24 protein-coding genes and 1 pseudogene are annotated in these 23,987 nt (G+C 70.1%); 12 read left to right on the top strand and 13 right to left on the bottom strand.

Features of this window, described 5'->3' with window-relative positions:
* Positions 1-20: 20 nt before the first annotated feature.
* The gene (locus ACWGKT_RS17735) at positions 21-1,451 is read right to left on the bottom strand and encodes a fibronectin type III domain-containing protein (protein ID WP_453274367.1); all 1,431 of its coding nucleotides are present in this window, start codon (positions 1,449-1,451) and stop codon (positions 21-23) included.
* A 553-nt stretch (positions 1,452-2,004) separates the two neighbouring features.
* Between ACWGKT_RS17735 and ACWGKT_RS17730 the strand changes: the two genes are divergently transcribed.
* Positions 2,005-2,274 carry a hypothetical protein gene (locus ACWGKT_RS17730; RefSeq protein ID WP_453274366.1) on the top strand — a complete coding sequence of 90 codons (270 nt, stop codon included), beginning with the start codon at positions 2,005-2,007 and terminating at the stop codon, positions 2,272-2,274.
* 11 nt (positions 2,275-2,285) lie between these two features.
* Here the strand turns inward: ACWGKT_RS17730 and ACWGKT_RS17725 are convergent, their stop codons facing one another.
* The gene (locus ACWGKT_RS17725) at positions 2,286-3,791 is read right to left on the bottom strand and encodes an L-serine ammonia-lyase (protein ID WP_453274365.1); all 1,506 of its coding nucleotides are present in this window, start codon (positions 3,789-3,791) and stop codon (positions 2,286-2,288) included.
* A 168-nt stretch (positions 3,792-3,959) separates the two neighbouring features.
* Here ACWGKT_RS17725 and ACWGKT_RS17720 point away from each other — a divergent pair, with 168 nt between their 5' ends.
* Complete coding sequence (locus ACWGKT_RS17720; protein ID WP_453274364.1) at positions 3,960-4,958, top strand: helix-turn-helix domain-containing protein; 999 nt, start codon at positions 3,960-3,962, stop codon at positions 4,956-4,958.
* Between the two features lie 15 nt (positions 4,959-4,973).
* Here ACWGKT_RS17720 and ACWGKT_RS17715 read toward each other — a convergent pair whose 3' ends face one another.
* Complete coding sequence (locus ACWGKT_RS17715) at positions 4,974-5,123, bottom strand: hypothetical protein (RefSeq protein ID WP_453274363.1); 150 nt, start codon at positions 5,121-5,123, stop codon at positions 4,974-4,976.
* Positions 5,124-5,128: 5 nt separating this feature from the next.
* On the bottom strand, positions 5,129-5,500 hold the full coding sequence (locus ACWGKT_RS17710) for an ATP-binding protein (RefSeq protein WP_453274362.1): 372 nt from the start codon (positions 5,498-5,500) through the stop codon (positions 5,129-5,131).
* A gap of 251 nt (positions 5,501-5,751) precedes the next feature.
* On the opposite strand from ACWGKT_RS17710, the gene ACWGKT_RS17705 reads away from it, so the two are divergent.
* The 4 genes from ACWGKT_RS17705 to ACWGKT_RS17690 all read left to right on the top strand — a co-directional run bounded on the left by ACWGKT_RS17705 (position 5,752) and on the right by ACWGKT_RS17690 (position 10,294).
* A complete protein-coding gene (locus ACWGKT_RS17705) occupies positions 5,752-6,960 on the top strand; it encodes a S8 family peptidase (RefSeq protein WP_453274361.1) in 1,209 nt (402 codons plus the stop codon).
* 37 nt (positions 6,961-6,997) lie between these two features.
* Positions 6,998-7,909, top strand: coding sequence for an alkaline phosphatase family protein (locus ACWGKT_RS17700; RefSeq protein ID WP_356152979.1), 912 nt, complete (start codon positions 6,998-7,000; stop codon positions 7,907-7,909).
* Positions 7,910-8,003: 94 nt separating this feature from the next.
* Positions 8,004-9,278, top strand: coding sequence for an MFS transporter (locus tag ACWGKT_RS17695; protein WP_453274360.1), 1,275 nt, complete (start codon positions 8,004-8,006; stop codon positions 9,276-9,278).
* Positions 9,275-10,294, top strand: coding sequence for a hypothetical protein (locus tag ACWGKT_RS17690; protein WP_453274359.1), 1,020 nt, complete (start codon positions 9,275-9,277; stop codon positions 10,292-10,294). Before ACWGKT_RS17695 ends, ACWGKT_RS17690 begins: the two co-directional genes overlap by 4 nt.
* A gap of 59 nt (positions 10,295-10,353) precedes the next feature.
* On the opposite strand, the gene ACWGKT_RS17685 is transcribed toward ACWGKT_RS17690, so the two are convergent.
* The 3 genes and pseudogenes from ACWGKT_RS17685 to ACWGKT_RS17675 form a co-directional block, all read right to left on the bottom strand.
* Positions 10,354-11,499, bottom strand: coding sequence for an RNA polymerase sigma factor (locus tag ACWGKT_RS17685; protein ID WP_453274489.1), 1,146 nt, complete (start codon positions 11,497-11,499; stop codon positions 10,354-10,356).
* Positions 11,500-11,516: 17 nt separating this feature from the next.
* The gene (locus ACWGKT_RS17680) at positions 11,517-11,924 is read right to left on the bottom strand and encodes a YciI family protein (protein ID WP_235454850.1); all 408 of its coding nucleotides are present in this window, start codon (positions 11,922-11,924) and stop codon (positions 11,517-11,519) included.
* Between the two features lie 154 nt (positions 11,925-12,078).
* Positions 12,079-13,015 (bottom strand): annotated as a pseudogene (locus tag ACWGKT_RS17675) (LysR family transcriptional regulator).
* A 125-nt stretch (positions 13,016-13,140) separates the two neighbouring features.
* Between ACWGKT_RS17675 and ACWGKT_RS17670 the strand changes: the two are divergent.
* Together ACWGKT_RS17670 and ACWGKT_RS17665 are read left to right on the top strand one after the other, a co-directional pair.
* The gene (locus ACWGKT_RS17670; RefSeq protein WP_453274358.1) at positions 13,141-14,058 is read left to right on the top strand and encodes an EamA family transporter; all 918 of its coding nucleotides are present in this window, start codon (positions 13,141-13,143) and stop codon (positions 14,056-14,058) included.
* Positions 14,059-14,264: 206 nt separating this feature from the next.
* Positions 14,265-14,498 (top strand): chaplin, encoded by a 234-nt coding sequence (locus ACWGKT_RS17665; RefSeq protein WP_453274357.1) that lies wholly within the window; start codon positions 14,265-14,267, stop codon positions 14,496-14,498.
* An 84-nt stretch (positions 14,499-14,582) separates the two neighbouring features.
* On the opposite strand, the gene ACWGKT_RS17660 is transcribed toward ACWGKT_RS17665, so the two are convergent.
* Positions 14,583-15,275, bottom strand: a complete 693-nt coding sequence (locus tag ACWGKT_RS17660) for a histidine phosphatase family protein (RefSeq protein ID WP_453274356.1) — start codon at positions 15,273-15,275, stop codon at positions 14,583-14,585.
* Between the two features lie 346 nt (positions 15,276-15,621).
* Between ACWGKT_RS17660 and ACWGKT_RS17655 the strand changes: the two genes are divergently transcribed.
* The 3 genes from ACWGKT_RS17655 to ACWGKT_RS17645 all read left to right on the top strand — a co-directional run bounded on the left by ACWGKT_RS17655 (position 15,622) and on the right by ACWGKT_RS17645 (position 18,437).
* Positions 15,622-16,068 carry a hypothetical protein gene (locus ACWGKT_RS17655; protein ID WP_453274355.1) on the top strand — a complete coding sequence of 149 codons (447 nt, stop codon included), beginning with the start codon at positions 15,622-15,624 and terminating at the stop codon, positions 16,066-16,068.
* 102 nt (positions 16,069-16,170) lie between these two features.
* Positions 16,171-17,118, top strand: a complete 948-nt coding sequence (locus ACWGKT_RS17650) for a hypothetical protein (protein WP_453274354.1) — start codon at positions 16,171-16,173, stop codon at positions 17,116-17,118.
* Between the two features lie 116 nt (positions 17,119-17,234).
* Positions 17,235-18,437: a permease gene (locus ACWGKT_RS17645; protein WP_453274353.1), complete on the top strand. Its 1,203-nt coding sequence runs from the start codon at positions 17,235-17,237 to the stop codon at positions 18,435-18,437.
* A 124-nt stretch (positions 18,438-18,561) separates the two neighbouring features.
* Here ACWGKT_RS17645 and ACWGKT_RS17640 read toward each other — a convergent pair whose 3' ends face one another.
* Both ACWGKT_RS17640 and ACWGKT_RS17635 read right to left on the bottom strand, forming a co-directional pair.
* Positions 18,562-19,674, bottom strand: coding sequence for a sensor histidine kinase (locus ACWGKT_RS17640; protein WP_453274352.1), 1,113 nt, complete (start codon positions 19,672-19,674; stop codon positions 18,562-18,564).
* Positions 19,671-20,339, bottom strand: a complete 669-nt coding sequence (locus ACWGKT_RS17635; protein WP_453274351.1) for a response regulator — start codon at positions 20,337-20,339, stop codon at positions 19,671-19,673. The genes ACWGKT_RS17640 and ACWGKT_RS17635 overlap by 4 nt, the downstream gene beginning before the upstream one ends.
* Positions 20,340-20,660: 321 nt before the next feature.
* Here ACWGKT_RS17635 and ACWGKT_RS17630 point away from each other — a divergent pair, with 321 nt between their 5' ends.
* Positions 20,661-20,861 (top strand): hypothetical protein, encoded by a 201-nt coding sequence (locus ACWGKT_RS17630; RefSeq protein ID WP_356153035.1) that lies wholly within the window; start codon positions 20,661-20,663, stop codon positions 20,859-20,861.
* Positions 20,862-20,873: 12 nt separating this feature from the next.
* On the opposite strand, the gene ACWGKT_RS17625 is transcribed toward ACWGKT_RS17630, so the two are convergent.
* The 3 genes from ACWGKT_RS17625 to ACWGKT_RS17615 are packed head-to-tail and all read right to left on the bottom strand — an operon-like array spanning position 20,874 to position 23,884.
* Positions 20,874-21,404 (bottom strand): MarR family winged helix-turn-helix transcriptional regulator, encoded by a 531-nt coding sequence (locus ACWGKT_RS17625; protein ID WP_453274350.1) that lies wholly within the window; start codon positions 21,402-21,404, stop codon positions 20,874-20,876.
* Positions 21,405-21,446: 42 nt separating this feature from the next.
* Positions 21,447-21,941 (bottom strand): DoxX family protein, encoded by a 495-nt coding sequence (locus tag ACWGKT_RS17620; protein ID WP_453274349.1) that lies wholly within the window; start codon positions 21,939-21,941, stop codon positions 21,447-21,449.
* A 53-nt stretch (positions 21,942-21,994) separates the two neighbouring features.
* Entirely contained in the window at positions 21,995-23,884 is a 1,890-nt protein-coding gene (locus ACWGKT_RS17615) for an amidohydrolase (protein WP_453274348.1), read from the bottom strand.
* Positions 23,885-23,987: the final 103 nt, after the last annotated feature.

The following is a 23,987-nucleotide window of genomic DNA, read 5'->3' as shown; positions in this document are numbered from 1 at the left end:
TCCGGTGCGCTCGTCCGCGGTCACTGCACCTCCTTGGTGCGGAACGTCGCAGCGGGTCCCGGTTTGGTGGTGCCCTTCGGGGTGTGGGCGGTGACCGTGACCTTGTAGTCGGTGCCCGGCCACAGTGATGTGAGGCTCAGTCGAAGGCCCTTCACGTTGCCGAAGGAACGTCCGTTGACCCGGACGGTGTAGAGATCCGCGGTGGGGACGCCGCGCCAGGTCAGCACGGCCGATGTGGTCTTCACCTGGGTGGCATGTGCTGTGGGCCCGGTGGATCCGCCGGGGCCGTTGTCCGTGCCCCCGCCTTTCGACAGGAAGGTGTTGTCGGCCACGTTCCAGTGCGTGGCCAGATAACTTCCGGGCTTCGGGGCGGTGTTGTAGTAGTCGTCGTGGTTGCAGTCGAGTCGGGCCTCTTTCGCGCGATCCGGGCACAGCACCTGCATGCGCGGGTGGTAGGGCGCGTCCGAATAGCACATGATGTCCCACTCGTCCACGCAGTGGCCGGCCTTGGTGCTGTGTGGAGCACTGTCGTTGACGGCGCCCAGATTGTGGCCGAGCTCGTGCGCCGCGACCTGGCCGTTCCAGCAGCCGGCGTCGACGCGTGCGTAGGAAGGACCGAAGTTGCTGCGGTTGTTGGCGCCAGCCTGTTCGTCCCCGGCCATGGTTCCGATGCCGCAGTACACGTTGGAGTCCGCGAAGAGCACGTACTTGCGGTCACGCCGGTCGTAGCCCTTGGCGCTCAAGGCCCGGTTCAGCGAGCTGAAGTCCTGCAGCTCGGAGGCCCCGACTTCGACATCGGTCAGTGCCGGTTTGCAGGACGAATCCGTAAGGAAACGGATATGACGTGTTCCGCCGGTCTCCGCGGCACTGGCGTTGTAGATGGTGTCGATGTCCGCGGCCCAGCGCTGGAAGGAAGCCTGGTACTGGGCGAACCGGTCCTGGCCGGGGGCGTGCACGTAGAGCACCTGAACCCTGTTGCCCGACTTGCCGTCGCCGATGCACGGGATCGACGCGCCGGGCGCGGAGGCGCCGCCGTCTGCACGAAGTTCACGCGCACCGCTTCGAGAAGCGGCTATGGGAGGGGTGTCCTTGCTGATGTCGATGCCCTTGGGCGCGGCGTCCGGGCCGTGGCTGCACTGGCCGGAATTGTCCAGGTGGTACAGGCCGACGCACGGATCATCCTTCGGTGCTGCCTTCAGCCCGGCGTAGACCATGCCTCGGTCGGCATCGCTCTTCGGGGGTTGACCCAGCGGAGCCGGCTCCTTCGTGGACTGCGTCGGTATGTCTCCGCTGCTGGCCGAGCTGTGGGGTGTGCCTACCGAGCCGGCGCTTCCCGCCATGGCGGCATGGATACCGACGGCCGCGGCGCCCAGTCCCGCCAGGGTGCTGAGCACCACGAGGAGCGTCCACGGTTTCTTCCTGCCGTGTTTTCGTGCGGTCTCTTTGCTCATGATGGCTGTTCCTCCATGTGTCGTCGGAGGCGAGGTGACAGTCGACGCCGTGCCATCGCTTGGACGGACCGGTCAGCGGCGGTCGGCCACGGATCGACCCGCGGCGCGCCCGGTGCGGCCGGGGGCGGTCCACACGGGCGGGTTCACTGTCCTCGCCGAGTAGCCGGCGGTCGCCGGATGAGGTGAGCGACCGGCCGGACATCGCCCGGCAGGCAACGGGGGGTTGCCCGAACTACGGGGCGGAGCGGCAAGGAGTCAAGGACCAACGATCGTCGCGGCCATCCTCCGCCGGAATGAGTTCGCCCGAACCTTCGTCAAATCACTGACGCCAGAAGGCGGGGCCAGTAGCCACCCGCAGCGCTCAAATACTTCGGGACTCCCGAAGAAGAGTTCGGTGCATCATCGGCGAGACATGACGGCGTCCTGGCTAGAGTCGCGGGATACGTAGCTCCCCCTGGTACAACGACACACGGCGAGCAGGGGGCTACCAACTCCGGCCGGCCGATCCGTCAAAGTCGTGTCTGCCGGACCTCGAATCGAATGGAATTCATCGATGCGGTCTGATGGCCCGACTGCCGACTCCACAGCCACGAAAGAAACGCGTGGTGACAGGATCATCGCCCATTGCGGCTTCGTCGTCGTAGTGTTGGTGAGCGCGGCGCTTGCCCGGTTCACGGCTCACCTCGCCGGTTTCATCACCGCCGGATCATTCGGCGCCCTGTTCGTAGGGGCATGGGCGGTCATGCTGAAACGCGGCCTGTCCCCACGACCGGCAGCGCGTCGCGCCTACCTCTACGCCTTCACCTGGACCAATTGGCTCTAGGGTCCGGCAGATCAGCACTGGGGAAAGTTGAGAGCGAGGCCGCCGCGGGCGGTCTCCTTGTACTTGGTGCTCATGTCCGCGCCGGTCTCACGCATGGTGCTGATGACGCTGTCCAGCGGGATCAGATGTCGTCCGTCGCCGTGGATGGCCAAGCGCGCCGCGGTGATGGCCTTGGCGCTGGCGATGGCGTTGCGCTCGATGCACGGGATCTGAACGAGTCCGGCTACGGGGTCGCAGGTCATGCCGAGATGATGTTCGAGGGCGATCTCCGCGGCGGCTTCGGCCTGGGCGGGGGTTCCGCCCATGAGTTCGGTCAGGCCCGCGGCGGCCATCGCGGCAGCGGTACCGACCTCTCCCTGGCAGCCCACTTCGGCTCCGGAGATGGACGCATTGCGTTTGACGATGATGCCGATGGCTGCGGCGGTGAGCAGGAAGCGGACAGTGCTGTCGTCGTCGGTGCCGGGCACGAACTGGTGGCAGTAGTGCAGGACGGCCGGGATGATGCCGGCGGCGCCGTTGGTGGGGGCGGTCACGACCCGACCCCCAGCGGCGTTCTCCTCGTTGACCGCCAGGGCGTACAGGGCGACCCAGTCCATGGCCGTCAGCGGGTCGGCCGGGTCGGTGTGCTTCTGCAGCCGGTTGTACAGGGCGGGGGCGCGCCGGGGCACGTTCAGCCCGCCGGGCAGGATGCCCTCGTTGCCGCAGCCGCGCCGCACGCAGTCGCGCATGACCTTCCAGATGTGCAGCAGCCGGTCGCGGACCTCGGATTCCGATCGCCATACGGTCTCGTTGGCCAACATCACGTCGCTGATGGGGCCTTCGCCGGCCAGGGCGAGCAGTTGCTCGGCATTGGTGAACTGGCAAGGGGGGACGCCAGGTCTGTGGTCTGGGGTCTCGGAAGGATCGTCGAGCAGGAAGCCGCCGCCGATCGAGTAGTAGGTCTGACTGTCGAGGACGATCCCCTTGCTGTCGAAGGCACTGAGCGTCAGCGCGTTGGGATGCGCCGGCAGGGTCCTGTCCTGGTGAAAGCTGATGTCGAAGGCGGCAGCCTGCGATCCCGGCAGCCGGATCCGGCGCTCCGCGGCGAACTGCCGGAACCGCTGGTCGGCGCTGGTGGCGTCGACCGTTTCCGGCTCCTCGCCCGCAAGTCCGAGCAGGACGGCCTTGTCCGTGCCGTGACCGATGCCGGTGGCGGCCAATGAGCCGTACAACTCAATCCTGATCGCCGCGACTTCGGTCAGCACGCCCCCTTTGTCGAGTCCGCGGACAAAGCGGCGACCGGCGCGCATCGGAGCAACCGTGTGTGAGCTGGAGGGGCCGATCCCGATGCTGAAGAGAGCGAACGTACTGATCACGGGAGCTCCATGGGGCTGGGTGACGAAGGGCGCGGCGGCGGGGTTCTTCTGGAAGTACCGGATCATTGGTTTGCGCGATGAATTGCCGACCAGGGTGAGAATGGTGTACTCCCGAAGTTCCCTGTCCGGCGGCACACGATGGCCACTGACGCATACGGGCATTCGCGCCTGGCTCTCGCTATGGCACCGACCACATACTCATGGGTCACGTAGCGCTCGACGGACAGGGCGTGCCACGATGCCGGGCACCAACTCGCCGTGGAGAAACGGGAGTACACGTTTCCCTCCCGGCAGGTGAATGGTCCCCCGTTCTCACTGGGAGGTGCTCCAATGGCCGAAGAGGACCTGCGGACCCATTTGTGTCGCCTTGGTCTGACCCACCGACAGGCGGACATCTATATGGCTCTGCTCGCCATCGGTCCCTGTAGACAGGAAAGTCTGGCCAGGGACCTGGACCAAGAACAGGAACAGGAACAGGAACAGGATCTGGAAGGAGAGTTGGCGCAACTGCGCAAGCTCGGCCTGATCACCGTCTCCGGGACCGACGTCTGCCAACACGTGCCGGTCGAGCCGACCATCGCGCTGGAATACCTGGCGCACGCCCGCACGGCCGAACTCCGTCAGTCGCACCAGGCCGCCGTCAACGCCTATCGCGACTACCGGCGCTCCGTCAGCCCGCAGGCGACGGAGAACCTGGTCGAGGTCGTCACCGGTCCCTCGATCGCCGAGCACATCTGGAACATCGAGGAAGCCGCCGAAACCCAGGTCCTGCGGTTCGACTCACCGCCGTACCACACCCACGGCAGCGCCAACCCGATCGAGGTCGAGAAGCTCAAGAACGGTGTCGAGTACCGGGTCGTGTACTCCAAGTCGGCGATCGAGAACTCCGCGTACTACAGCATCAACATCCAGCCCTGCATCGCTGCCGGGGAGCATGCCCGTATCCTTCCGACGGTCCCGGTGAAGCTGACCATCTTCGACCAGCGGCTGGCCATCGTGTCGATGTCCTTCGTCGAAGCCGAAGTCAACGACTCACTGCTCATCGTCCACCCCTCCAGCCTGCTGTCGGCGCTGACTGGGCTGTTCGAGACCTCATGGCGGACCGCGCTGCCCATGCATCTGAACGAGCGCGTGCCCTCGGCGCTCAGCCCCATGCATCGCCGCATCCTGGAGCTCCTGGCCACCGGCGTGACCGACGAGACCATCGCCGAGCTGCTGGGCGTGAGCCGTCGCACGCTGTCCCGCCATCTGGAGCAGCTCAACACCCGTGCCGGATCGCTCACCCGCTTCCAAATGGCCCTGCACGCGACCCGCAACGGATGGATCTGACCGGGGCGGGCATCGTCACGTCCCGGTCGCCGACATCCGCAGGAGGAGTCGGGCGCCGGCCGCGGTGAGCGACCAGCGAGCGGAGTCGTTCGCGGCACCGCCTCCGCCCGCGTCCACGGCGGGGGCCACGGCGATATGGGGTGCCTGCTGGGCTGTCTGTCCCACAGGCACTACCGCCCAGCAGCGCTTGCCAGACGTACGCGTTCGCTGCCGTGGAGCAGGCACATCGCGTCGATCAGCGCGAGGCCGCGTCCGCCTTCGTCGTCGGCGTCCGCCACCCTCGGCAGGGGCATTTCGGTGCTGCCGTCGACGACCTCGATCACCACGAACCCGCCCTCAAGGTCGACGTCGACGGTCAGTGGGCCGGACGCGTGGCGTACCGCACTGGTGAGCAACTCCGTGGCCACCAGCTCCGGTTGAAAGGACACGTCGACGTCGAACGGGGCGTCCCACCTCCGCACGGCGGCCGAGATCCGGTGGCGTGCGGCGTGGACCGCCGCGGGGATTGCCTCAAGTGCGAAACGGAACCGGTGGCGGGACATGCGCATCTCCTCAGGAGCACGGCTTGTTTGCTTCCCTTGTAGCCGCCCCCGCTCCGCGAGAGTGGCCAGCCGTCGCTCATGGCATCAGGTGGTCACCGGAGCGAGCGGCGTCGTCCGGATGTCACGGATCGCGCTCGCGCCCTTCTTCGCCACTGGCGACACGTCGTCACCACGCGGGCCCAACTGACGGTACACCAATCGCACTTGGATCCCGGGGGCCTTCCCATCCCCCCTCTCTCCCTGGAGCCTACGTGCGTCCATCTGCCCGAATAGCCGCTCTCTCCGCCCTGGTGGTCACCGCCGCCCTGTCCACACAGGTCTCTCAGGCGGCCGACGCGAAGACACCGTCCGGCGGTGAAATCCGCACCTCGGCCGACGCCCTCACGGGGCGGTACATCGTCGTCCTCAAGGACACGGGAGCCGCTCCGGTACGGGACACGGCCCTGCGGCTCGCCCGCGCCCACGGCGCCAGAATCCGGCACACCTACAGCACCGTGCTGCACGGGTACGCCGCCGAGATGACACCGCAGCAGGCACGTGCCACGGCCGCCGACCCGCGCGTGGCCTACGTGGAGCAGGACGCGGAGCTGCACGGCTCCGCCACGCAGAACAACCCGCCGTCCTGGGGCCTGGACCGCGTCGATCAGCGCAACCTCCCCTTGGACAAGAGCTACACGTACTCCACGACCGCGAGCAACGTCACGGTCTACCTCGTCGACAGCGGTCTGCGCACCACCCACAAGCAGTTCGAGGGCCGCGCCTCCATCGGCGTGGACGAGGTGGGCGACGGCCGCAACGGACAGGACTGCATGGGCCACGGCACCCATGTGGCCGGAACGGTCGGCGGCAAGGACCACGGCGTCGCCAAGGGCGTCAAGCTCGTCGCTGTCCGCGTCCTGACCTGCAACGACTCCGCGAGCACCTCGGCCATCATCGCCGCCGCCGACTGGATCACCGCACACGCCGTCAAGCCGGCCGTGGTCAACATGAGCATCAACGGCTCACGCAGCAGCAGCGAGGACGACGCGATCAAGAAGTCCATCGCCTCCGGCGTCACCTGGGTCGTCTCCTCCGGCAACAGCGGCAAGGACGCCTGCAACAACTCACCGGGCGACATCACCTCGGCGATCGTGGTCAACAACGCCGACTCCAACGACACCCGGCGCTCCAGCTCCAACTTCGGCCGCTGCACGGACCTGTTCGCCCCCGGCACCGGCATCGTCTCGGCTTGGAACAGCGGCGACACGGCCACCCACACGCTGTCCGGCACCTCCATGGCGGCTCCCCACGTCACCGGTGCCGCCGCGCTGTGGCTCTCCGCCCACCCGAACGCCACGCCCGCGGATGTGCAGACGGCGCTGATCAGCAGCGCCACGCCCGACAAGATCCGCGACGCGGGCAGCAACACCCCGAACCGCCTGCTGTACACGGGCAGCACCGCTGCCAGTGCCCGCAGGTAAACCCCACCGCACCGATCCCCACAAGGAGGGTTACACGATGCGTCTTTCCCGCATCGCCCCACTGCTGTGCGCACCCGCGCTGGCTCTCCTGGCCATGCACGTGCTCCCGGTGAAGTCGGCGGAACACGCCCACAACAGCTCGGCGACCAAACCGGTCGCGTCGGCGATCCCGCAGTACGACCACGTGGTCATCGCCATGTTCGAGAACAAGAACTACACGTCGGTCAAGGGCAGTTCCAACGCTCCCTACCTCAATTCCCTGGCGTCCCAGGGAACGCTGTTCACCAGCTCCTTCGGCCTGACCCACCCCAGCCAGCCCAACTACATCGGACTGTTCTCCGGCTCCCAGCAGGGCGTCACGAACGACGACTGTCCCAAGTCGTTCCGGACCGGCAACCTGGGGCAGCAGCTCCTGGACGCGCACAAGACCTTCAAGGGCTACTCCGAGGCCCTGCCCAAGGCCGGCTCCACCGACTGCAAGAGCGGCAAGTACCGGCGCAAGCACGCCCCCTGGGCGGACTTCCCCACCGTGAGCGGCTCCGCGTACAACGTGCCGTTCTCCACGTTCCCCAGCGACTTCACGAAGCTGCCGACGGTGTCGTTCGTCATCCCCGACATGTGCAACGACATGCACGACTGCTCGATCGGCACCGGTGACTCCTGGCTCAAGAAGCACATGGACTCGTACATCCAGTGGGCCAAGAGCCACAACAGCCTGTTCATCGCGACCTTCGACGAGGACAACTTCACCAGCGTCAACCAGATCTACACGGTCATGGCAGGCGCCCATGTGAAGGCGGGCAAGCAGTCCAGCACGCAGATCAACCACTACAACGTGCTCCGCACCCTGGAGGACATGTACGGGCTGCCCGCCCTCGGCAACGCCGCGAACAAGTCCCCCATCACCGACGCCTGGGACACCTCCTCGGCCGCCTCCCGCAAGGGCTGACCCGGCCCGACGCGAAAACCGTCGGCGGCCGGAACACGGCACCTGGTTCCGGCCGCCGGCCCCTCCCCACCGCCCCGAGGAAGCGAGCACGGCCGTGTACCTGTCCACCATCGACCGACCGCCCAAAGACCGCCCCGACCGAGGCCGGCGCGCCGGCCTGGCCTCGGTCGGGGCCAACGTCCTGGCACTGGGGACGGTGAGCCTGCTCACCGACGTCTCCGCGGAGATGGTCACGGCCGTCCTCCCGCTCTACCTCGTCCTCACCCTGCACATGAGTCCGGCGGCGTACGGCATGGTCGACGGCCTCTACACGGGCGCGACCGCCCTGCTGCGGCTGGTCGGGGGCTTCGTCGCCGACCGCTGCCGCAGGCGCAAGCCCGTCGCGGCGGTCGGCTACGGCGTCTCGGCGCTGGCCAAGCTGGGCCTCGTCGCCGCCGGCTCCTCCGTGCCGGCCCTGGGTGCGGTCATCGTCGCCGACCGCACCGGAAAGGGGCTGCGCACCGCCCCGCGCGACGCCCTCATCACCCTGTCCGTCCCCGAGCCGCTGCTCGGCCGGGCGTTCGGGGTCCACCGCGCCATGGACAGCGCGGGCGCGTTCGCCGGGCCGTTGGCCGCGCTCGGCGTGTTGACAGCCGTCGGAACCATCACCCCGGCCGCCTTCAACGCACTGTTCCTCACCAGCTTCTGCGTGGCCGCCGTAGGTCTGCTGGCGCTCGCGTTCCTGGTCCGCGACCACCGCGACAAGCGCCCGTCGGCCGCGCCCGTCACCCTGCGCGCCGCGGCGGGCCTGCTTCGCGCGGCCCCCATCCGCAGACTCCTGTACGCCGCCGGGCTCCTGGGGCTGGCCACCATCGGCGACGGCTTCGTCTATCTGCTGCTGATGCAGCGGCACACCGTGACGACCGGCTGGTTCCCGCTGCTGGCCGTGGGGACGAACCTGGTCTACCTGCTGCTCGCCACTCCCCTCGGCGCGCTCGCCGACCGGTTCGGCCGCCGCACGGTTCTGCTCTCCGGTTACGGCGCGCTGGTGGCCGTATATCTGCTGCTGGGCAGCCCGTTGGACGGTATGCCGCTGGCCGTCGCGGTGCTCTGCTGCCACGGCGCCTTCTACGCCGCCACCGACGGGGTCCTGATGGCGCTGGCCGGGCCCGTCCTCCCCGCCGACCTGCGCACGACCGGCCTGGCCTGCGTGCAGACCGTTCAGGCCGTGGCCTACTTCGCCTCGTCGGTGGCCTTCGGGGCCGCCTGGGCGAACTGGGGAGGCACCGACGCGGCCTGGGCCGCGGCGGGCGCCGCCGTCCTCGCGGCCGCGGCGACCTCCGTCCTGCTTCCGCGCCCCACGACCCCGAAGGAAACGGTCACGGCATGAGCAAGCGCAACAAGCGGCTCCTCACCGGGTTCATCATCCTGGGCCATCTGATCGCGCTGGCCGCCTTGGCGGCCCTGGCCATCCTGGACGCCCGGGAGGCCGGGGCGTCCTCGCGGTCGGCGGCGACCGGCACCGTCTCGCTCGCTCCCGGGCCGCGCCTGCTGGCCCGCAGCACGGCGGCGGACAGCCAGGGCCGCCTGGTCGCCGTACCAGCCGACTCGCCGGGCGGGAGCAAGGTGGTGTCGACGCTGTCGTGCAGCAGGCTGTACGCGGCCGGGGGCACGGGACTGTGCCTGCGCCTCGACCCGGGGCTGACGACCTACCAGCTCGCGGTCCTCGACCGGAATCTCCGGCCCACCCGCGAGATCCCCCTGGTCGGAGTGCCCAACCGGGCCAGGGTCTCGCCCAGCGGGCGGATGGTCGCCTGGACGGTGTTCGTGGCCGGCGACTCCTACAACGGAGGGCGGTTCTCCACCCGCGTCGGCATCCTCGACACCCGTACCCAGGAGCTCATCCCCACGTTGGAGGACTGGAGGATCACCGTGGCGGGCCGGCCGTACAAGGCCCGGGACCTCAACTTCTGGGGCGTGACCTTCACCGCCGACGACCGCCGCTTCTACGCGACCATGTCCACCGCCGGCCACCGCTACCTGGTCCTGGGCGAACTGGCCACCCACCGCCTGCGCACCGTCCGGGACAACGTCGAGTGTCCCTCCCTCTCCCCGGACGGCACCCGTATCGCCTTCAAGTCCGCCGTCGACGGCGACCCGCACCACGGCTGGCGGCTCTCGGTCCTGAACCTGGCCACCCGCCGGGTCACCCCGCTCGCCGAGACCCGCAGCGTGGACGACCAGGCCGCATGGCTCGACCCGCACACCGTCGCCTACTCGCTCCCCCGGGGACGGGGCCACTCCGACGTCTGGAGTGTGCCCGCCGACGGTTCCGGCACCCCGCGCCGGATCATCCCCGACGCGGAGTCGCCCGCCGCGCTCGGCCCCGCGCCGCGGAACGGGTGAGGCGACCGCTCCGGCCACCGGGCCGCGCCGAGTGCCACGGGATGTTCGAGCGCGCCCTGTCAGTGGGACCGGCCGGAGTTGAGGCGGGCGGCCTGGCGGGTCAGGTGGTCGCGCTCGGCGAGGTTGGGTGCCTTTCGCGCCGCCTCGGCGTACAGCCGTGCCGCCGTCGCCGGGTCGCCGTCGCGCTCGTGGAGGTACGCCGCCACCGCGGCGTACCGGGGCAGTGAGTCGTCCAGTGCGGCGAGCGCCGCCAGGCCCGCGCGGGGTCCGTCGGCCTCGCCGACGGCGACCACGCGGTTGAGGCGGACGACCGGGCTCTCGGTCAGGCCCGCGAGTTCGTCGTACCACTCGACGATCTGCACCCAGTCGGTCTCCTCGGCGGTGAGCGCGTCGGCGTGCAGCGCCGCGATGGCGGCCTGCGCCTGGAACTCGCCCAGCCGGTCGCGGGAGAGAGCCGTCTGCAGGATCTCGACACCCTCTGCGATCACCTTGGTGTCCCACCGGCCACGGTCCTGCTCGGCGAGCGGTACCAGGCTGCCGTCGGGCGCGGTCCGGGCGGCGCGCCGGGCGTGGTGGAGCAGCATGAGCGCGAGCAGCCCGGCCACTTCGGGGTGGTCGATCGCGGCCGCGAGCTGCCGGGTGAGCCGGATGGCCTCGGCGGCGAGGTCGACATCGCCGGAGTAGCCCTCGTTGAAGACCAGATAGAGGACGCGCAGCACGGTGGCGACATCGCCGGGCTGGTCGAACCGCACGCCGGAGACGGTGCGCTTGGCCCGGCTGATGCGCTGCGCCATGGTCGCCTCGGGCACCAGGTAGGCCTGGGCGATCTGGCGGGTGGTCAGCCCGCCGACGGCGCGCAGCGTGAGCGCGACCGCGGACGACGCTGTCAGTGACGGGTGGGCACACAGGAAGTAGAGCCGGAGCGTGTCGTCCGCCGAGGGGGTGGGCCCGGGGGCCGGTTCCTGGTCGAGGAGGTCCTCACGCCGGCGACGGGCGGTGTCCGACCGCGTCGCGTCCAGGAACCGGCGCCAGGCCACGGTGACCAACCAGCCCTTCGGGTCCCGCGGCTGGTCGGCCGGCCAGACGCGGACCGCTTCGACCAGCGCGTCCTGCACGGCGTCCTCGGCCGCCGCGAAGTCTGCTCCGCGGCGGACGAGGATTCCGAGCACGCTCGGTGTGAGGCTCCGCAGCAGAGCCTCGTTCAGCTGGGTCACCTGAGAGGTCACTCCGTGATGGTGGGCGGCGCGGCCAGGAACGGGCGCACCTCAAGCCACTCGTGGATCGGCTTCCCGCCCGCCCCGGGGGCGGCCGACAGTTCCCCGGCCAGTTCGACGGCGCGCTCGTAGGTGTCGACGTCGATCACCATCCAGCCGGCGATGAGGTCCTTGGTCTCGGCGAAGGGGCCGTCGGTGACCGGCGGGCGGCCCTCGCCGTCGTACCGGACCCACGCGCCCTCGGGGGCGAGTGCCTGGCCGTCGACGAACTCGCCGGTCTTCTCAAGCCGGGCCGCGAAGTCGTGCATGTACTGCATGTGCGCCGAGATCTCCTCCGGCGTCCACTGGTCCATGCACACGTCGTTGACCGGAGCCGGGGCGCCTCGGTAGTGCTTGAGAAGCAGGTACTTGGCCATCGTGGTTCTCCTCGGTGCTGGTGCGACCCATTGTCGTCGCGTTCACAGCGGGGACGGAGCCGTCCACGGGATCTCGACATCGCCGGCCAAGATTTTTTTCGGGTTTTCGTGGATCGTCCCCGAAGCGTGGTTCGGCACGGTGTCACGCGATGGATCACATGGCGGCGTCGCGTTCCTGATGACTCGGCCGTTCCACCTCGGTCCAGTGCTCCTGCAGGGTGCGGACGGTCTCCGCGATCGCGGGGCGCCGGGCGGCACCGGTGCGCCACAAGGCGTACAGCCGCCGTACCGGGGCCGGATCGAGCGGCACTTCCACCACCCCGGCGGGTAGCGGGCCGCGCCCCAGGCGTGGGATGAGGCAGATGCCGAGACCGGCGGCCACGAGCGCCACCAAGGTCGGGTTCTCGTCCGCCTGGTGCACGATCTCCGGCTCGTGCCCGGCGATCCGCAGGGTCCGCACCAGCCACTCGTGGCACACCCGGCCCGGCGGCTGGCACACCCACCGCTCACCGCCGAGGTCCTCGCGCCGCACCGCGTCCAGCCGCGCGAACGGATGCCCGCGCGGCACCAGCAGCGTGCACTGGTCGTCCCCGATCACCGCCTGCTCCACCCCGGGTGGCAGTGCCAGGGGGGGCGATGTCCCAGTCGTGCACCACGCTCAGGTCGATCGCGCCCTTGGCGACCATGCCGATGGACAGATGCGGGTCGACCTCGCTGAGCCGCGCGTCCAATGCCGGATGCCGTACGGCCAGATCGGCGAGGACGCCGGGCAGCAGCCCGCGCGCCGCCGACGCGAAGGCGGCGATGGTGAGCCGGCCGGCCGGTATCCCGCGCCGCTGCTCCAGTTCGGTCTCCGCCCGCTCCACGATGGCCAGCAGTTCCTGTGCCGCGGCGACGAGTGGATGCGCCTCGGCGGTCAGCCGGACGCCACGCCCGTCGCGTTCGAGCAGCACGGTTCGGGTCTCCCGCTCCAGCTTGGCGATCTGCTGGGACACGGCGGACGCTGTGTAGCCGAGTGCCGCGGCGGCGGCACCGACGCTGCCGTGCACGGAGACGGCGTGCAGGGCGCGCAGGCGTTGGAGGTCGAGCATGGGAGCCTCCCGTCGAAGGCAGGGCGACTGATGTCAGGGGCAAGGCGACTGATTAGCGTTGCTTCATCCAACCATGCAGCAATCATCGCTGGTGCTTCATGGTCCCCGCGGGTGATCCTCGACGCATGCGCCCCGCACACCTGGCTCTCGCCGTCCTCGTCGCCGCCGTCTGGGGCGTCAACTTCACCGTCATCGAGATCGGCCTCGACCATTTCCCGCCCCTGCTCTTCTCCGCCCTGCGCTTCCTCGCGGCCGCGGTTCCCGCCGTGCTCCTGGTCGGCCGCCCCACGGTCGCCTGGAAGTGGATCATGGGGGTCGGGCTGGTCCTGGGCGTGGCCAAGTTCGGGCTGCTGTTCGTGGCGATGGACAACGGGATGCCGGCCGGTCTGTCCTCCCTGGTCCTGCAGATACAGGCGGTGTTCACGGCCCTGTTCGCTTTCGCCGCCCTGGGGGAACGTCCCTCGCGGACGGGCGTGTTGGGCATGGGGGTGGCCCTGGCCGGGATCGCGGTCGCGGCGGTGGACGAGGGCGCGTCCGGTCCGCTCGGCGCGTTCGCGCTGTGCGTCGCGGCCGCGGCGTGCTGGGGCGCCTCCAACGTCCTGACCCGCAAGGCGGCCCCGCCGGACGCGCTGAACTTCATGGTCTGGGTGAGCACGGTCCCGGTACTCCCGCTGCTGGCCCTGTCGCTGCTGACGGAGGGCCCCTCGCGCGACCTGGCGGCGCTGCGCACCCTCGACTGGCAGGGCGCCGGCACGGTCCTCTACGTCGCCTGGATCACGACCGTCTTCGGCTTCGGCGCCTGGGGTTGGCTGCTGCGACGCCACCCCGCGTCCACGGTGGCCCCCTTCTCCCTGCTGGTCCCGGTCTTCGGGATGTCGTCGGCGGCCTTCTTCCTGGGCGAACCGGTGAGCGGACTGCGCTGGTGCGCGGCGGTCCTGCTGGTCGGCGGCGTGGCCCTGACCTCGCTCGCGCCCCGGCGCCCGGCAGCCACGATCCACCCGGTGGGTGCGCCGGCGGGGAACGCGGTCGTCGGTCGATCGTGAGGGCACGGCCGTGCTGGACACCCTGCTTCGAAGGCCGTCAGGGCAGACGGCCGCCAGGAGCGGCACTTATACCTGGACGCCTCACACATCACTGGCACGAGCGGAATTCGGCGCAATCGGGTCAACAACGCGCGGCTCCGGGCCGTTCTGGCCGATGAGCTGAACAAGTCCCAGCAACACGAATCACCGGAGGCAGAATCATGCGGATGCGTTCCATCGCTGCGGCAGCCGCTCTGGCGGGCACTGTGACACTCTTCGGCGCCACAGCCGCCCAGGCCGACCCCGATCCGACCGTCGGCACGGCGATCGGCAGCCCCGGCGTCCTTTCCGGAAATGTCATCCAGATCCCGGTGGACGTCCCGATCAACCTGTGCGGCAACAGCATCAACATCATCGCCCTGCTGAACCCCACGCTCGGCAACGCCTGCGTCAACAACTGACACGGGCTTTCCTGCGGATTCCTGCACCCAGGTATCCACCGCGACCGGCCGGGGCACGCCCCGGCCGGTCGCGGCGTTGGACACTCAGCCCGTTTCCCATCCCGTGTTCCGCCGGCCCACACACCGTGGAGCGGGTGTGGTTCCCTCCGTCCAGCTGGGCCGGCGCGGGCGGACGAGCGTCGCCGAGCGCGAGAGGAACCATCGCTGGCCCTCCTGGGGAGTGACGGTGCCGGGCCGTACGTCCCAGCAGCCGCCTTCCCCGGTGAGGGAGACCGCCGACAGGGGCGGCACGGCGATGTGCCAGAAGGCTCTCGCCGGTACGGCCAGAGCGTGGATGAGCGCGGCCCGGACGACAGCCGCCTCGGTGATCGCCACCGCGTGGCCCGTGTCGGGCGCCAGACCGCTCAGCCAGTCCGCTGTCCGGCGGCAGAGCTGTCGTACGGACTCGCCCTCGTGTGGTGCGGCATCCGGATCCGTGAGCCAGGCAGTGAACCCGTCGGGCTCGGTCGCGACGATGTCGTCGATGGTGCGGCCGCACCATGTGCCGAGGTCGAGATCGCGCAGCGCAGGCTCGGGCAGTGCCATCAGGCCGATGGCGTCCGCGGTCTGCGAGCAGCGGACAGAGGGGGCCCGGACGGCGAACACCTGGGGAGCGAGGCCCGCTCCCGCGGCGCGTGCCATATGCAGGCTGTGTTCACTCAGGGGAGCGTCGCCGAGGAGCGGATCCAGGGTGGCGTCACCGCCGGGCGCACACAGAAACGTCAGGCGGATCGTCATACGACCGACCTCCTCCTTGGCACCGCTGACTCCGGATGGTCCGAGACCACGAGGCGGACGCTGTTCAACCGTCTGTCGAAGCCGAGCGTGGGGCCGGGCAAGCGCCCCCGGCACTGGTTGAAACGACCACCACCACCTCGTGGCTCATGACGTCCAGAGTCAGCGAAAGCCTCCCGCCGCCATATCCGTCAGGTGTCCGGAGCCACCCCGCCGACCGGCCGACGCGGTACGGCCACCCGGCCAAGCCGGCCCATGGGGCCGACCGTGCGCCGAGGACGAGTATCAGATACCCTCCCCGGGTATGGTCGGCCCGGCAGGCGGGCACTGAGTGAGAAGGGGCAGCACCGTGGAGAGCATCAGGACAGGCAGGCGCGGCATCGCCCGGCTGTCGGCGGTGTGCGCGGTGCTGCTCGGCCTGTTCCTCATGCATGGCGCTCCCGCCACGGCCGCGGAGGGCTGCCACGGCGCCGCACCCCTGATGGCGGCCGCGCCGATGACCGACGGCCACGATCCCGCCGGGGTCACCACAGGCGCGTCGACCGCGCACACCTTTGGCCCCGCCGTCCCGGCCGCCGACACCTCCGGGACTGCCGGGACGCTGTGCGTCTCGACCCCGGCCCACGAGCGGAGCCCCCTGCCCGCCCCCGGTCTGCTCGCCGTAGCAGGTGCGGGAGTCGCCGCCCTGTGGGTGCTGAGCCGACTACGGGCAGCGGCGGCCGACACCACGGGCCGGCGCGGGCCACCGGCCTGCGGACGACAACTCCTGCTCCAGGTGTGCACCGCGCGGACGTGACAGGACGCGCCGGATCCAGGCCCAGACCGGAACCGGAACCGTGCCCTGTTCGTCTCCGCGCACCACCGGTGTGGTGCGCCCACCCCGAAAGACACCAGGTCGATGACCTCCACTTCCCGCACCTCCCCCACCCGCCTCACCGCGCACGGCCGCACCCTCGCGACCGCCGGCGTCGCAACCGTCCTCGCCCTGACGCTGGCCGCCTGCGCCTCCTCCGGCGACTCCTCGGGCATGCCGGGGATGGACCACGGCGCCAAGGCCTCCGCGTCGCCCTCGCCCTCGCCCACCGCATCGCACGCGATGGACTCCATGCCCGGCATGGCCCACATGGCCGACGGCAACGGACTGTCGGACACGCAGGACGGCTACCGGCTGACCTCCAAGGACGCCACCCTGCCGTCGGGCGAGCAGGCCGCCTACCGGTTCACGGTCACGGGGCCGGACGGCAGGCCGGTCACCGACTTCGCCGTCGACCAGACCAAGCGGATGCACTTCTACGCCATCCGCTCCGACCTGACCGGCTTCCAGCACATCCACCCCACCCCGGCCGCGGACGGCACCTGGAGTGCCGACCTGGCCTCGCTCCACCCGGGCTCCTGGCGGATGTTCACCTCCTTCACGCCCGCCACCGGGGCCGGCAAGGGCAAGGACTTCGTGCTGTCGCGCACCCTCACCGTGCCCGGCGACGCCCGGAAGACCTCGCTGCCGGCCCCCGCCGGCAGCACGCGGGTCGACGGGTACACCGTCACTCTCAAGGGGCAGCTCATGGCGGGGATGGCGCACCCGCTGACCGTCTCGGTCGCCAAGGACGGCAAGCCCGTCACCGACCTGGAGCCCTACCTGGACACCTACGCGCACCTGACGGCTTTCCATGAAGGCGACGCCGCGTTCGCCCACCTCCACCCCACCACCGACGTGACCGGCGATCACGGTGGCCCGGAGCTGAACTTCCAGGCCGAACTGCCCACCTCCGGCAACTGGCGGCTGTTCCTGCAGTTCCGGACCGGTGGCAAGCTCCACACCGCCGCCCTGACCCTGCACGTCGGCTGATCAGGTGCGGGGCGCCGCCCCCAGCGGCGGCGCCCCGCGCCCCGGCCGACCGGACGGCTCCCCGACACGGGCGTGTCCCCGGCCGTACGCAGCATCCCGCGGGTAAGGCTTCACAGATGCACGCCGTACTGCACGCACTGTCGATCACCGCGTCCATGACCTGGGAGATCACCTGGGCCCTGATCCTGGGTTTCACCCTGTCCGCCGTCGTCCAGGCCGTGGTCCGCAAGTCCACCGTCGTGTCCCTGCTCGGTGACGACCGGCCCCGCACCCTCGCTGTCTCGGCGGGCCTGGGCGTGGCGTCCTCTTCCTGCTCCTACGCCGCGGTGGCGCTGGCCCGCTCGCTGTTCCGCAAGGGCGCGAACCTCACCGCCGCGATGGCCTTCGAGATCGCCTCCACCAACCTCGTCGTCGAGCTCGGCGTCATCCTGGCGCTGCTGATGGGCTGGCAGTTCACCGCCGCCGAGTTCGTCGGCGGCCCCGTCATGATCATCATGCTGGCCGTCCTGTTCCGGCTGTTCCTGCGCGAGAAGCTCCTGCGCCAGGCGCGCGAACAGGCGCAGCAGGGCCGTGCCGGGTCGATGGAGGGTCATGCCGCGATGGACATGTCCGTGCGACGCGAAGGCTCCTTCGCCCGGCGGCTGTTCTCGCGGGAGGGCTTCACCTCCGTCAGTCACGTGTTCGTCATGGAATGGGCGGCGATCCTGCGCGACCTGGTCGCCGGCCTGCTCATCGCCGGCGCCATCGCCGCCTGGGTCCCGGACTCGTTCTGGGGTGCCTTCTTCTTCGAGGGGCACGCGCTCGCCGCCAAGCTGTGGGGGCCCCTCATCGGCCCGCTGGTGGCGATCGCCTCGTTCGTGTGCTCCATCGGGAACGTGCCGCTTGCGGTGGTGCTGTGGAAGGGGGGCATCAGCTTCGGTGGCGTGGTCGCCTTCATCTTCGCCGACCTGCTGATCCTGCCGATCCTCAACATCTACCGGAAGTACTACGGCGCGAGGATGGCCGCCTTCCTCCTCGGCACCTTCTACGTCGCGATGGTCGTCGCGGGATACACCGTGGAGTTCGTCTTCGGCGCGCTCGGCCTGATCCCCGACCAGGCCGACGCCGAGCTCCCCATGGAAGGCGTCCGATGGAACTACACCACCTGGCTCAACATCGCCTTCCTCATCCTCGCCGCCGTGCTCCTGGTGCGGTTCCTGCGGACCGGAGGGCCGGCCATGCTGCGCATGATGGGCGGCTCTCCCGACACGGGCCGGAGCCACGGCGACCGAACGCCGCACGGGCAGCACGCGGGGGACGCCCAGGGCACGGACGGCTGAGGCCCGGTGCGTGGGGTCGTGCCGGCAGGGGCGCTGACCGATTCCGCTCAGCGGTCCCGTTCAGTGGTCCTGTTGACCGACTCCGTTCACCGGTTCAGTTCAGCGGCTCCGTCACCGGTTCAGTTCACCGATTCCGTCCGACGGGCAGTTCCAGGCAGAGCTCGTAGCCGCCTTCGGCCGTGGGGCCGGACGTGACGGTGCCACCGAGGAGCTCGGCCCGTTGGGCCAGGCCGACCAGGCCGTGGTGGGCGCTCGGCAGGGCGAATGCCTGTCGGGTCGGGGCGGTGTTGGTGATGGTGGTGTAGAGGGCGTCGCCCCGGTGGTTGATGCGGACCGTTGCCGTGGCGCCGGGAGCGTGTTTACGGACGTTGGTGAGCGCCTCCTGGACGGTGCGGTAGACGGCTCGCTGGACCGTGGGCGGAAGCTCGTCGGGGAGGTCGGTCTCCAGCTTCGCCTCGATGCCGCTGGCGTCGACCAGACGCCGCAGGTCGGCGAGGGACGGCTGGGGGGTGAGCTCCGTGGGGCTGCTGCCGGAGGCTCGCAGCACATTGACCATGTGCCGCAGTTCGTCCAGGGTTTGCACGCTGAGGCGGCGGATCGTCGCCGCGGCCTGCCGTGTTTCGGCGTCCTGGCTGCCCACCTGCAGCACTCCGGCCTGTACGGCGATGAGACTGACCTGGTGGGAGACCACGTCGTGCATCTCCCGGGCGAGTTGGGCGCGCTCCTTCGCCAGAACGCTCTGGGCGGTGAGCAGCCGCTCGTGCTCGCGGGCCTCGGAGATGTCGGCGAGCCGCAGGGAGAGTTCGCGCCGGGCCTGCACGAGTTGCCCGAGGAATACGGGAGCGGCCGCGACGGCCAGGGTGTAGCTGAGGTGGAACAGGTTGTTCGTCTGGCCCAACTCGGCCGCGTCCATGGACGACCACGGCCAGGGCATGAAGTCGCTGACCGCGTAGATCAGGGCGCAGCCTGCCAGCAGGAAGCGGTGGCGGCTGAGGAAGGAGAGCGTGTAGAGCGCGGCCATGGGGGCGACCACCGCGTCGGTGACCAGGGCGGTGGGGAGCGTGAGGAGGAAGGTCGTCAGGGGCAGTCGCCGACGCAGCATGAGGGCAAGGGAGCCGACCAGCGCGCAGGTGGCGGCCGGTTGGTCCTCGATCGAAACGTGCGCCCAGGCGTCCGCCAGCGCGGCCGCGACGAGGCCGACGTCGACCAGCAGATCCGGATGCTGTCGGAGCCTCACCGGGCCCCCTCGTCCTGCTGTGTGGTGAGCAGGCCCGCGCGTTCGGCGACCAGAACCGCCTGGACTCGGCTGCTGACCTGCAGTTTGCCGAGCACGTTGGTGACATGGCCTTTCACGGTGCCGGTGCTCAGGTGCAGCCGTTCGCCGATGTCGTTGTTGGCGAGCCCTTCGGCCATGAGGACGAGCACGGCACGCTCACGCTCGGTCAGCCGGGCGGCGAGGCGGACGGCGCCGGGCTCACGCCCACCGTTGTCGAGGAAGCCGTCCACCACCCTGCGGGTGACCTTGGACGACAGGACGGTCCCGCCCTCGGCCAGCATGCGCACCAGGTGGGGAAGCTGTTCGGGGTCGGTGTCCTTGAGCAGGAACCCGGCGGCGCCCGAGCGCAGGGCCGTCGCCACGTATTCGTCGGTGTCGAACGTGGTGAGCACGGCGACCACCGGAGCCTGCGCCATGCGCCGGAGCTCGGCCAGGATGGTGAGCCCGTCCACGTCCGGCATCCGGATGTCGAGCAGGACGACGTCCGGCTGCAGCTCCCGCACCGTGCGGACGGCCTGGTCGCCCGCTACCGCCGCGACGACCTCGATGTCGTCCGCCGCGTTCAGGATGTGCGTGAAACCCGTACGGATCAAGGCTTCGTCATCGACCACCAGTACCCGGATCACGTGCGCTCCGCTCGTCGCATACCCCCGCGTGATGCGTACCCCCTCGGGAGCCATCGCCGGCCGACGGACACGGAGATCCCGCCGGTTGGCGGCGTGCCTGTCCGGGCCGCGAGCCGCCCTTCGGGCTGTCGTGGGCGGCCGTTGCGGTGACGTTGGCCCGTCCCGTGGTCCGGGCGGCTGTCGTAGGGGGTAGGGCGTCCTGGCAGAGAAGGATCCGAGCGTACGAGGTGATCGGGCGTGTATGTAGCTGTACGGCGGTATGCCGGGGTGACCGATACGGTCGAGGCAGGGCGTTTGGTCAAGGAGGGGTTCGTGCCCCTCATGCGCCAGATCCCCGGCTTCGTGGCGTACTACTGGGTCGATGCCGGAGACGGCGTCATGGTCTCGACCAGCGTCTTCGAGGACCGGGCCGGCGCCGAGGAGTCGGTCGCGAGGGCCACGGACTTCGTACGGGAGCAACTGGCGTCCTTGCTGCCCAATCCTCCGGAGGTCATGGCAGGAGAGGTCGTGGCTTCCGCGTAGCCCGACGCGGCGTCACTTGTCGAGTTCCTCGCCGGCGTCCCGCAGCTTGCGCATGGCGGTGGTGAGTCTGCCGAACCCGCCGCGTCCGAGGGGGGTGAGGACTCGGGTGCGCAGTACCTGCGTCACCGTCCCGGAGATGGCGCGGGCCGTGCCCTTGCCCTGGTCGGTCAGTTCGAGGTAGGTGAGGCGCCGGTCGTCCTCGCAGGCCGTACGCCGGGTCAGACCTGCGGTGCAGAGCCGGTCCGCGACCTTGGTGAACCCACCGCTCGACATACGTGCCTCTTGTGCCAGGCGTGTCATCGGCATCCGGTGGTCGGGGGCGGTGAGCAGGCGCACCAGGGTGCCGGCGGCACCCTCGCCGAGGTTGTGGCGCTCGGCCAGTTCGCTCACGAGGGCCTCCTGTGTGGCGCGGAATCCCTCCATGACCTGCATCCACCCGTCGAGCAGTTCACGATCGGCGCTCTGGTCGGCACCCCGGCCGTCACCGCCGTCGGCGGGGGGTGTTGGCTCCGCGCCCTTGCGGCCCCTCGTTTCGCGCTCCATGGCAGTCCTAACGCCCGGGCGGCGCGAATGTTCCTGGTCGCTTCAGTGCCGAGGGACCGGCCGTCCAAGGAGGAGGCGGGTCATCAGCCCGCTGCAGACGCCGAGGGCGACGGCTGCGGCCGTCCACCCCGGGGCCCAGGGAAGCAGGCCGATCGCCTGATCGACCGACCAGCGGCCGGGTCCGGTGAGCGTCAGCACGGCCGGCAGGATCATCAGGACGAGCGGGTACTCGTAGCCGTTGTCCTGCACCCATAGGCCGTTGCGCCACTTCACCGTGACCGCGACCGTCATGACTCCGCCTGCGATGGCGGCCGCCAAGGGGGTGAGCGCTCCGGCGCAGAGCAGCAGCCCCGCGGCGATCTGGCCGCCTCCCGCGGCGGCCGCGGTGAGCCGGCCGCCGCGGAACCCGTCCGCTTCGAACTCCGCCGCCCCGCCCTCGATCCCGTGTCCTCCGAGGCGGTGGCTGACCTTCTGGATCCCATGCCCGACGAACAGCAGGCCGACGGCCAGCCGCAGGATGAGCAGTCCGGTGTTCATCACACTCTCCTCGTGCGTGGGTGGATGGTGCGGTAGCGGTGAACCGCCGTGCGTTACAGCACGAAGCAGGTGTCGAAGATCTCGGTCGGTGCCTCGGGGGCGAAGCCGCGCCGGGCGCGCCAGTGCCGGTGCTGTTCGGACTCGGCGACTGCCTGGCCGAGCAGTTCGGCCTGTCGCGCGCCCGAGATGCTGGGCTTGACGGTGGCCTGATAGCCCCCGTAGTGGGCGACCGGGCTCCATGCCGGGCTGATCGCGGGTATCGCCTCGTCCAGGCCCTCGTACTCGGCGGCGGCGTAGACGATGCGGCCGCCGGTAACGGTGAGGAGGGACTCGATGTGCGGGATGTCCTGCTCGGGGACGGTGAAGAAGTCGTCGGACAGGACGGCGAGGTCGCCGTAGAAGCCCGGCTTGAGGACGCCCTTGACGTCCTGCTCTCCGGTGAGTTGGGCGCCGGCCCGGGTGTACATGGTCAGTGCGGTCTCGCGGCCGACGCGGTTCTCCGGCGGGTGGATCGTCAGGTCACCGATGGTCCGGCCGGAGACCAGCCAGTGCAGCGCTACCCACGGGTTGTAGGAGGAGACCCGGGTGGCGTCCGTACCGGCGCCGACGATCAGGCCGCGCTCCAGCATGGCGCGCACCGGCGGTGCCTCTGCCGCGGCCCCGGCGCCGTAGCGGCGTACGAATGCCTCGCCCTGGAAGGACATCCGGTTCTGGACCGACATGGCGCCGCCGAGCGCGGCGACACGGTCCAGGCTGTCCGCGGAGACGGTCTCCGCGTGGTCGAACAGCCAGCGGTTGCCGGCCGGGAAGAGGCCCTCGGCGGCGAGCTTCTCGAAGACCGCGAGGTCGCGGCGGATCGTCTCGTCGTAGGTGGCGTGCAGGCGGAAGCCCCAGCCGTTCTCCATCAGCAGCCGTACGGCCGCCTCGAAGTCCCCCTCGTAGCCGGCGGCCAGTTCGGGCCGGGGCTCGGTGAAGTTCTCGAAGTCGGCTGCCGACCAGGTCAGGTTCTCCCCGGCGCCGTTGAGCCGGAGCCATTCGTCGCCGCCCCCGGGCCGGACCATGCCGATCCAGCGCTTGAGGTCGTCGATCTCCTGTCCCGCCGTCTGCGGGAAAAGGTGGTAGGCGATGCGCAGCGACAGCTGACCGGCCTGGGCGAGGTCGATGACGGTGCCGTAGTTGTCGGGGAAGTTCTGGAAGCCCCCGGCCGCGTCGATGGCCGAGGTGAGGCCGAACCGGTTCAGCTCGCGAAGGAAGTGCCGGGTGGAGGTCTTCAGGTCCTCGCCCTGCAGGGTGGGGGCCGCGGCGAGGGTGGAGTACAGGATCAGCGCGCTGGGGGCGGCCAGCAACATGCCGGTCGGCTCGCCGTCGCGGCCGCGCACGATCTGCCCGCCTTTGGGGTCGGGGGTGGCCTTGGTGTAGCCGGCCGCCTTCAGCGCCGCGCGGTTCATCAGGGCGGACTGGTACAGGTGCAGCACGAACACCGGCGTGTCCGGCGCGGCCGCGTTCAGTTCGGCCAGGGTCGGCAGACGCTTCTCGGCGAACTGGTCCGCCGACCAACCGCCGACCACCCTGACCCACTGCCCCTTGGGAGTACGGGCGGCCTGCTCGCGCAGCATCGCCAGCGCCTGGCGCAGCGTGGGCACGCCGTCCCAGCGCAGTTCCAGGACGTAGTTCAAGCCGCCGCGGATCACGTGCAGATGAGAGTCGTTCAGGCCGGGGATGACCCGGCGGCCGAGCGCGTCGACCACCCGGGTCCGCGCGCTGACCAGCGGGGCGACGTCCTTGTCGTCGCCGACCACGGTGACCTTGCCGTCCTTGATGGCGACGGCACTGGCCTGCGGGCGCATCGGGTCGCCGGGGTAGATCTTGGCGTTGCGGACCACGAGGTCGGCGACGTGGTCGTCGCTGACAGCGGGCAGGCCGACCACGGGCATAGTGGCCATGGCGATCATCTCCAATGGGGGTGCTCAGAACTCCCAAAGGCAGGGAGTACTCAGAAGCCGTGTGGGGGGGGTGAAGCGGCTGCGGGGGCCGCAGTGGGGGGAT

Source organism: Streptomyces sp. NPDC054794, from assembly GCF_053611585.1.
This window is presented reverse-complemented; position numbering and strand designations above follow the sequence as displayed.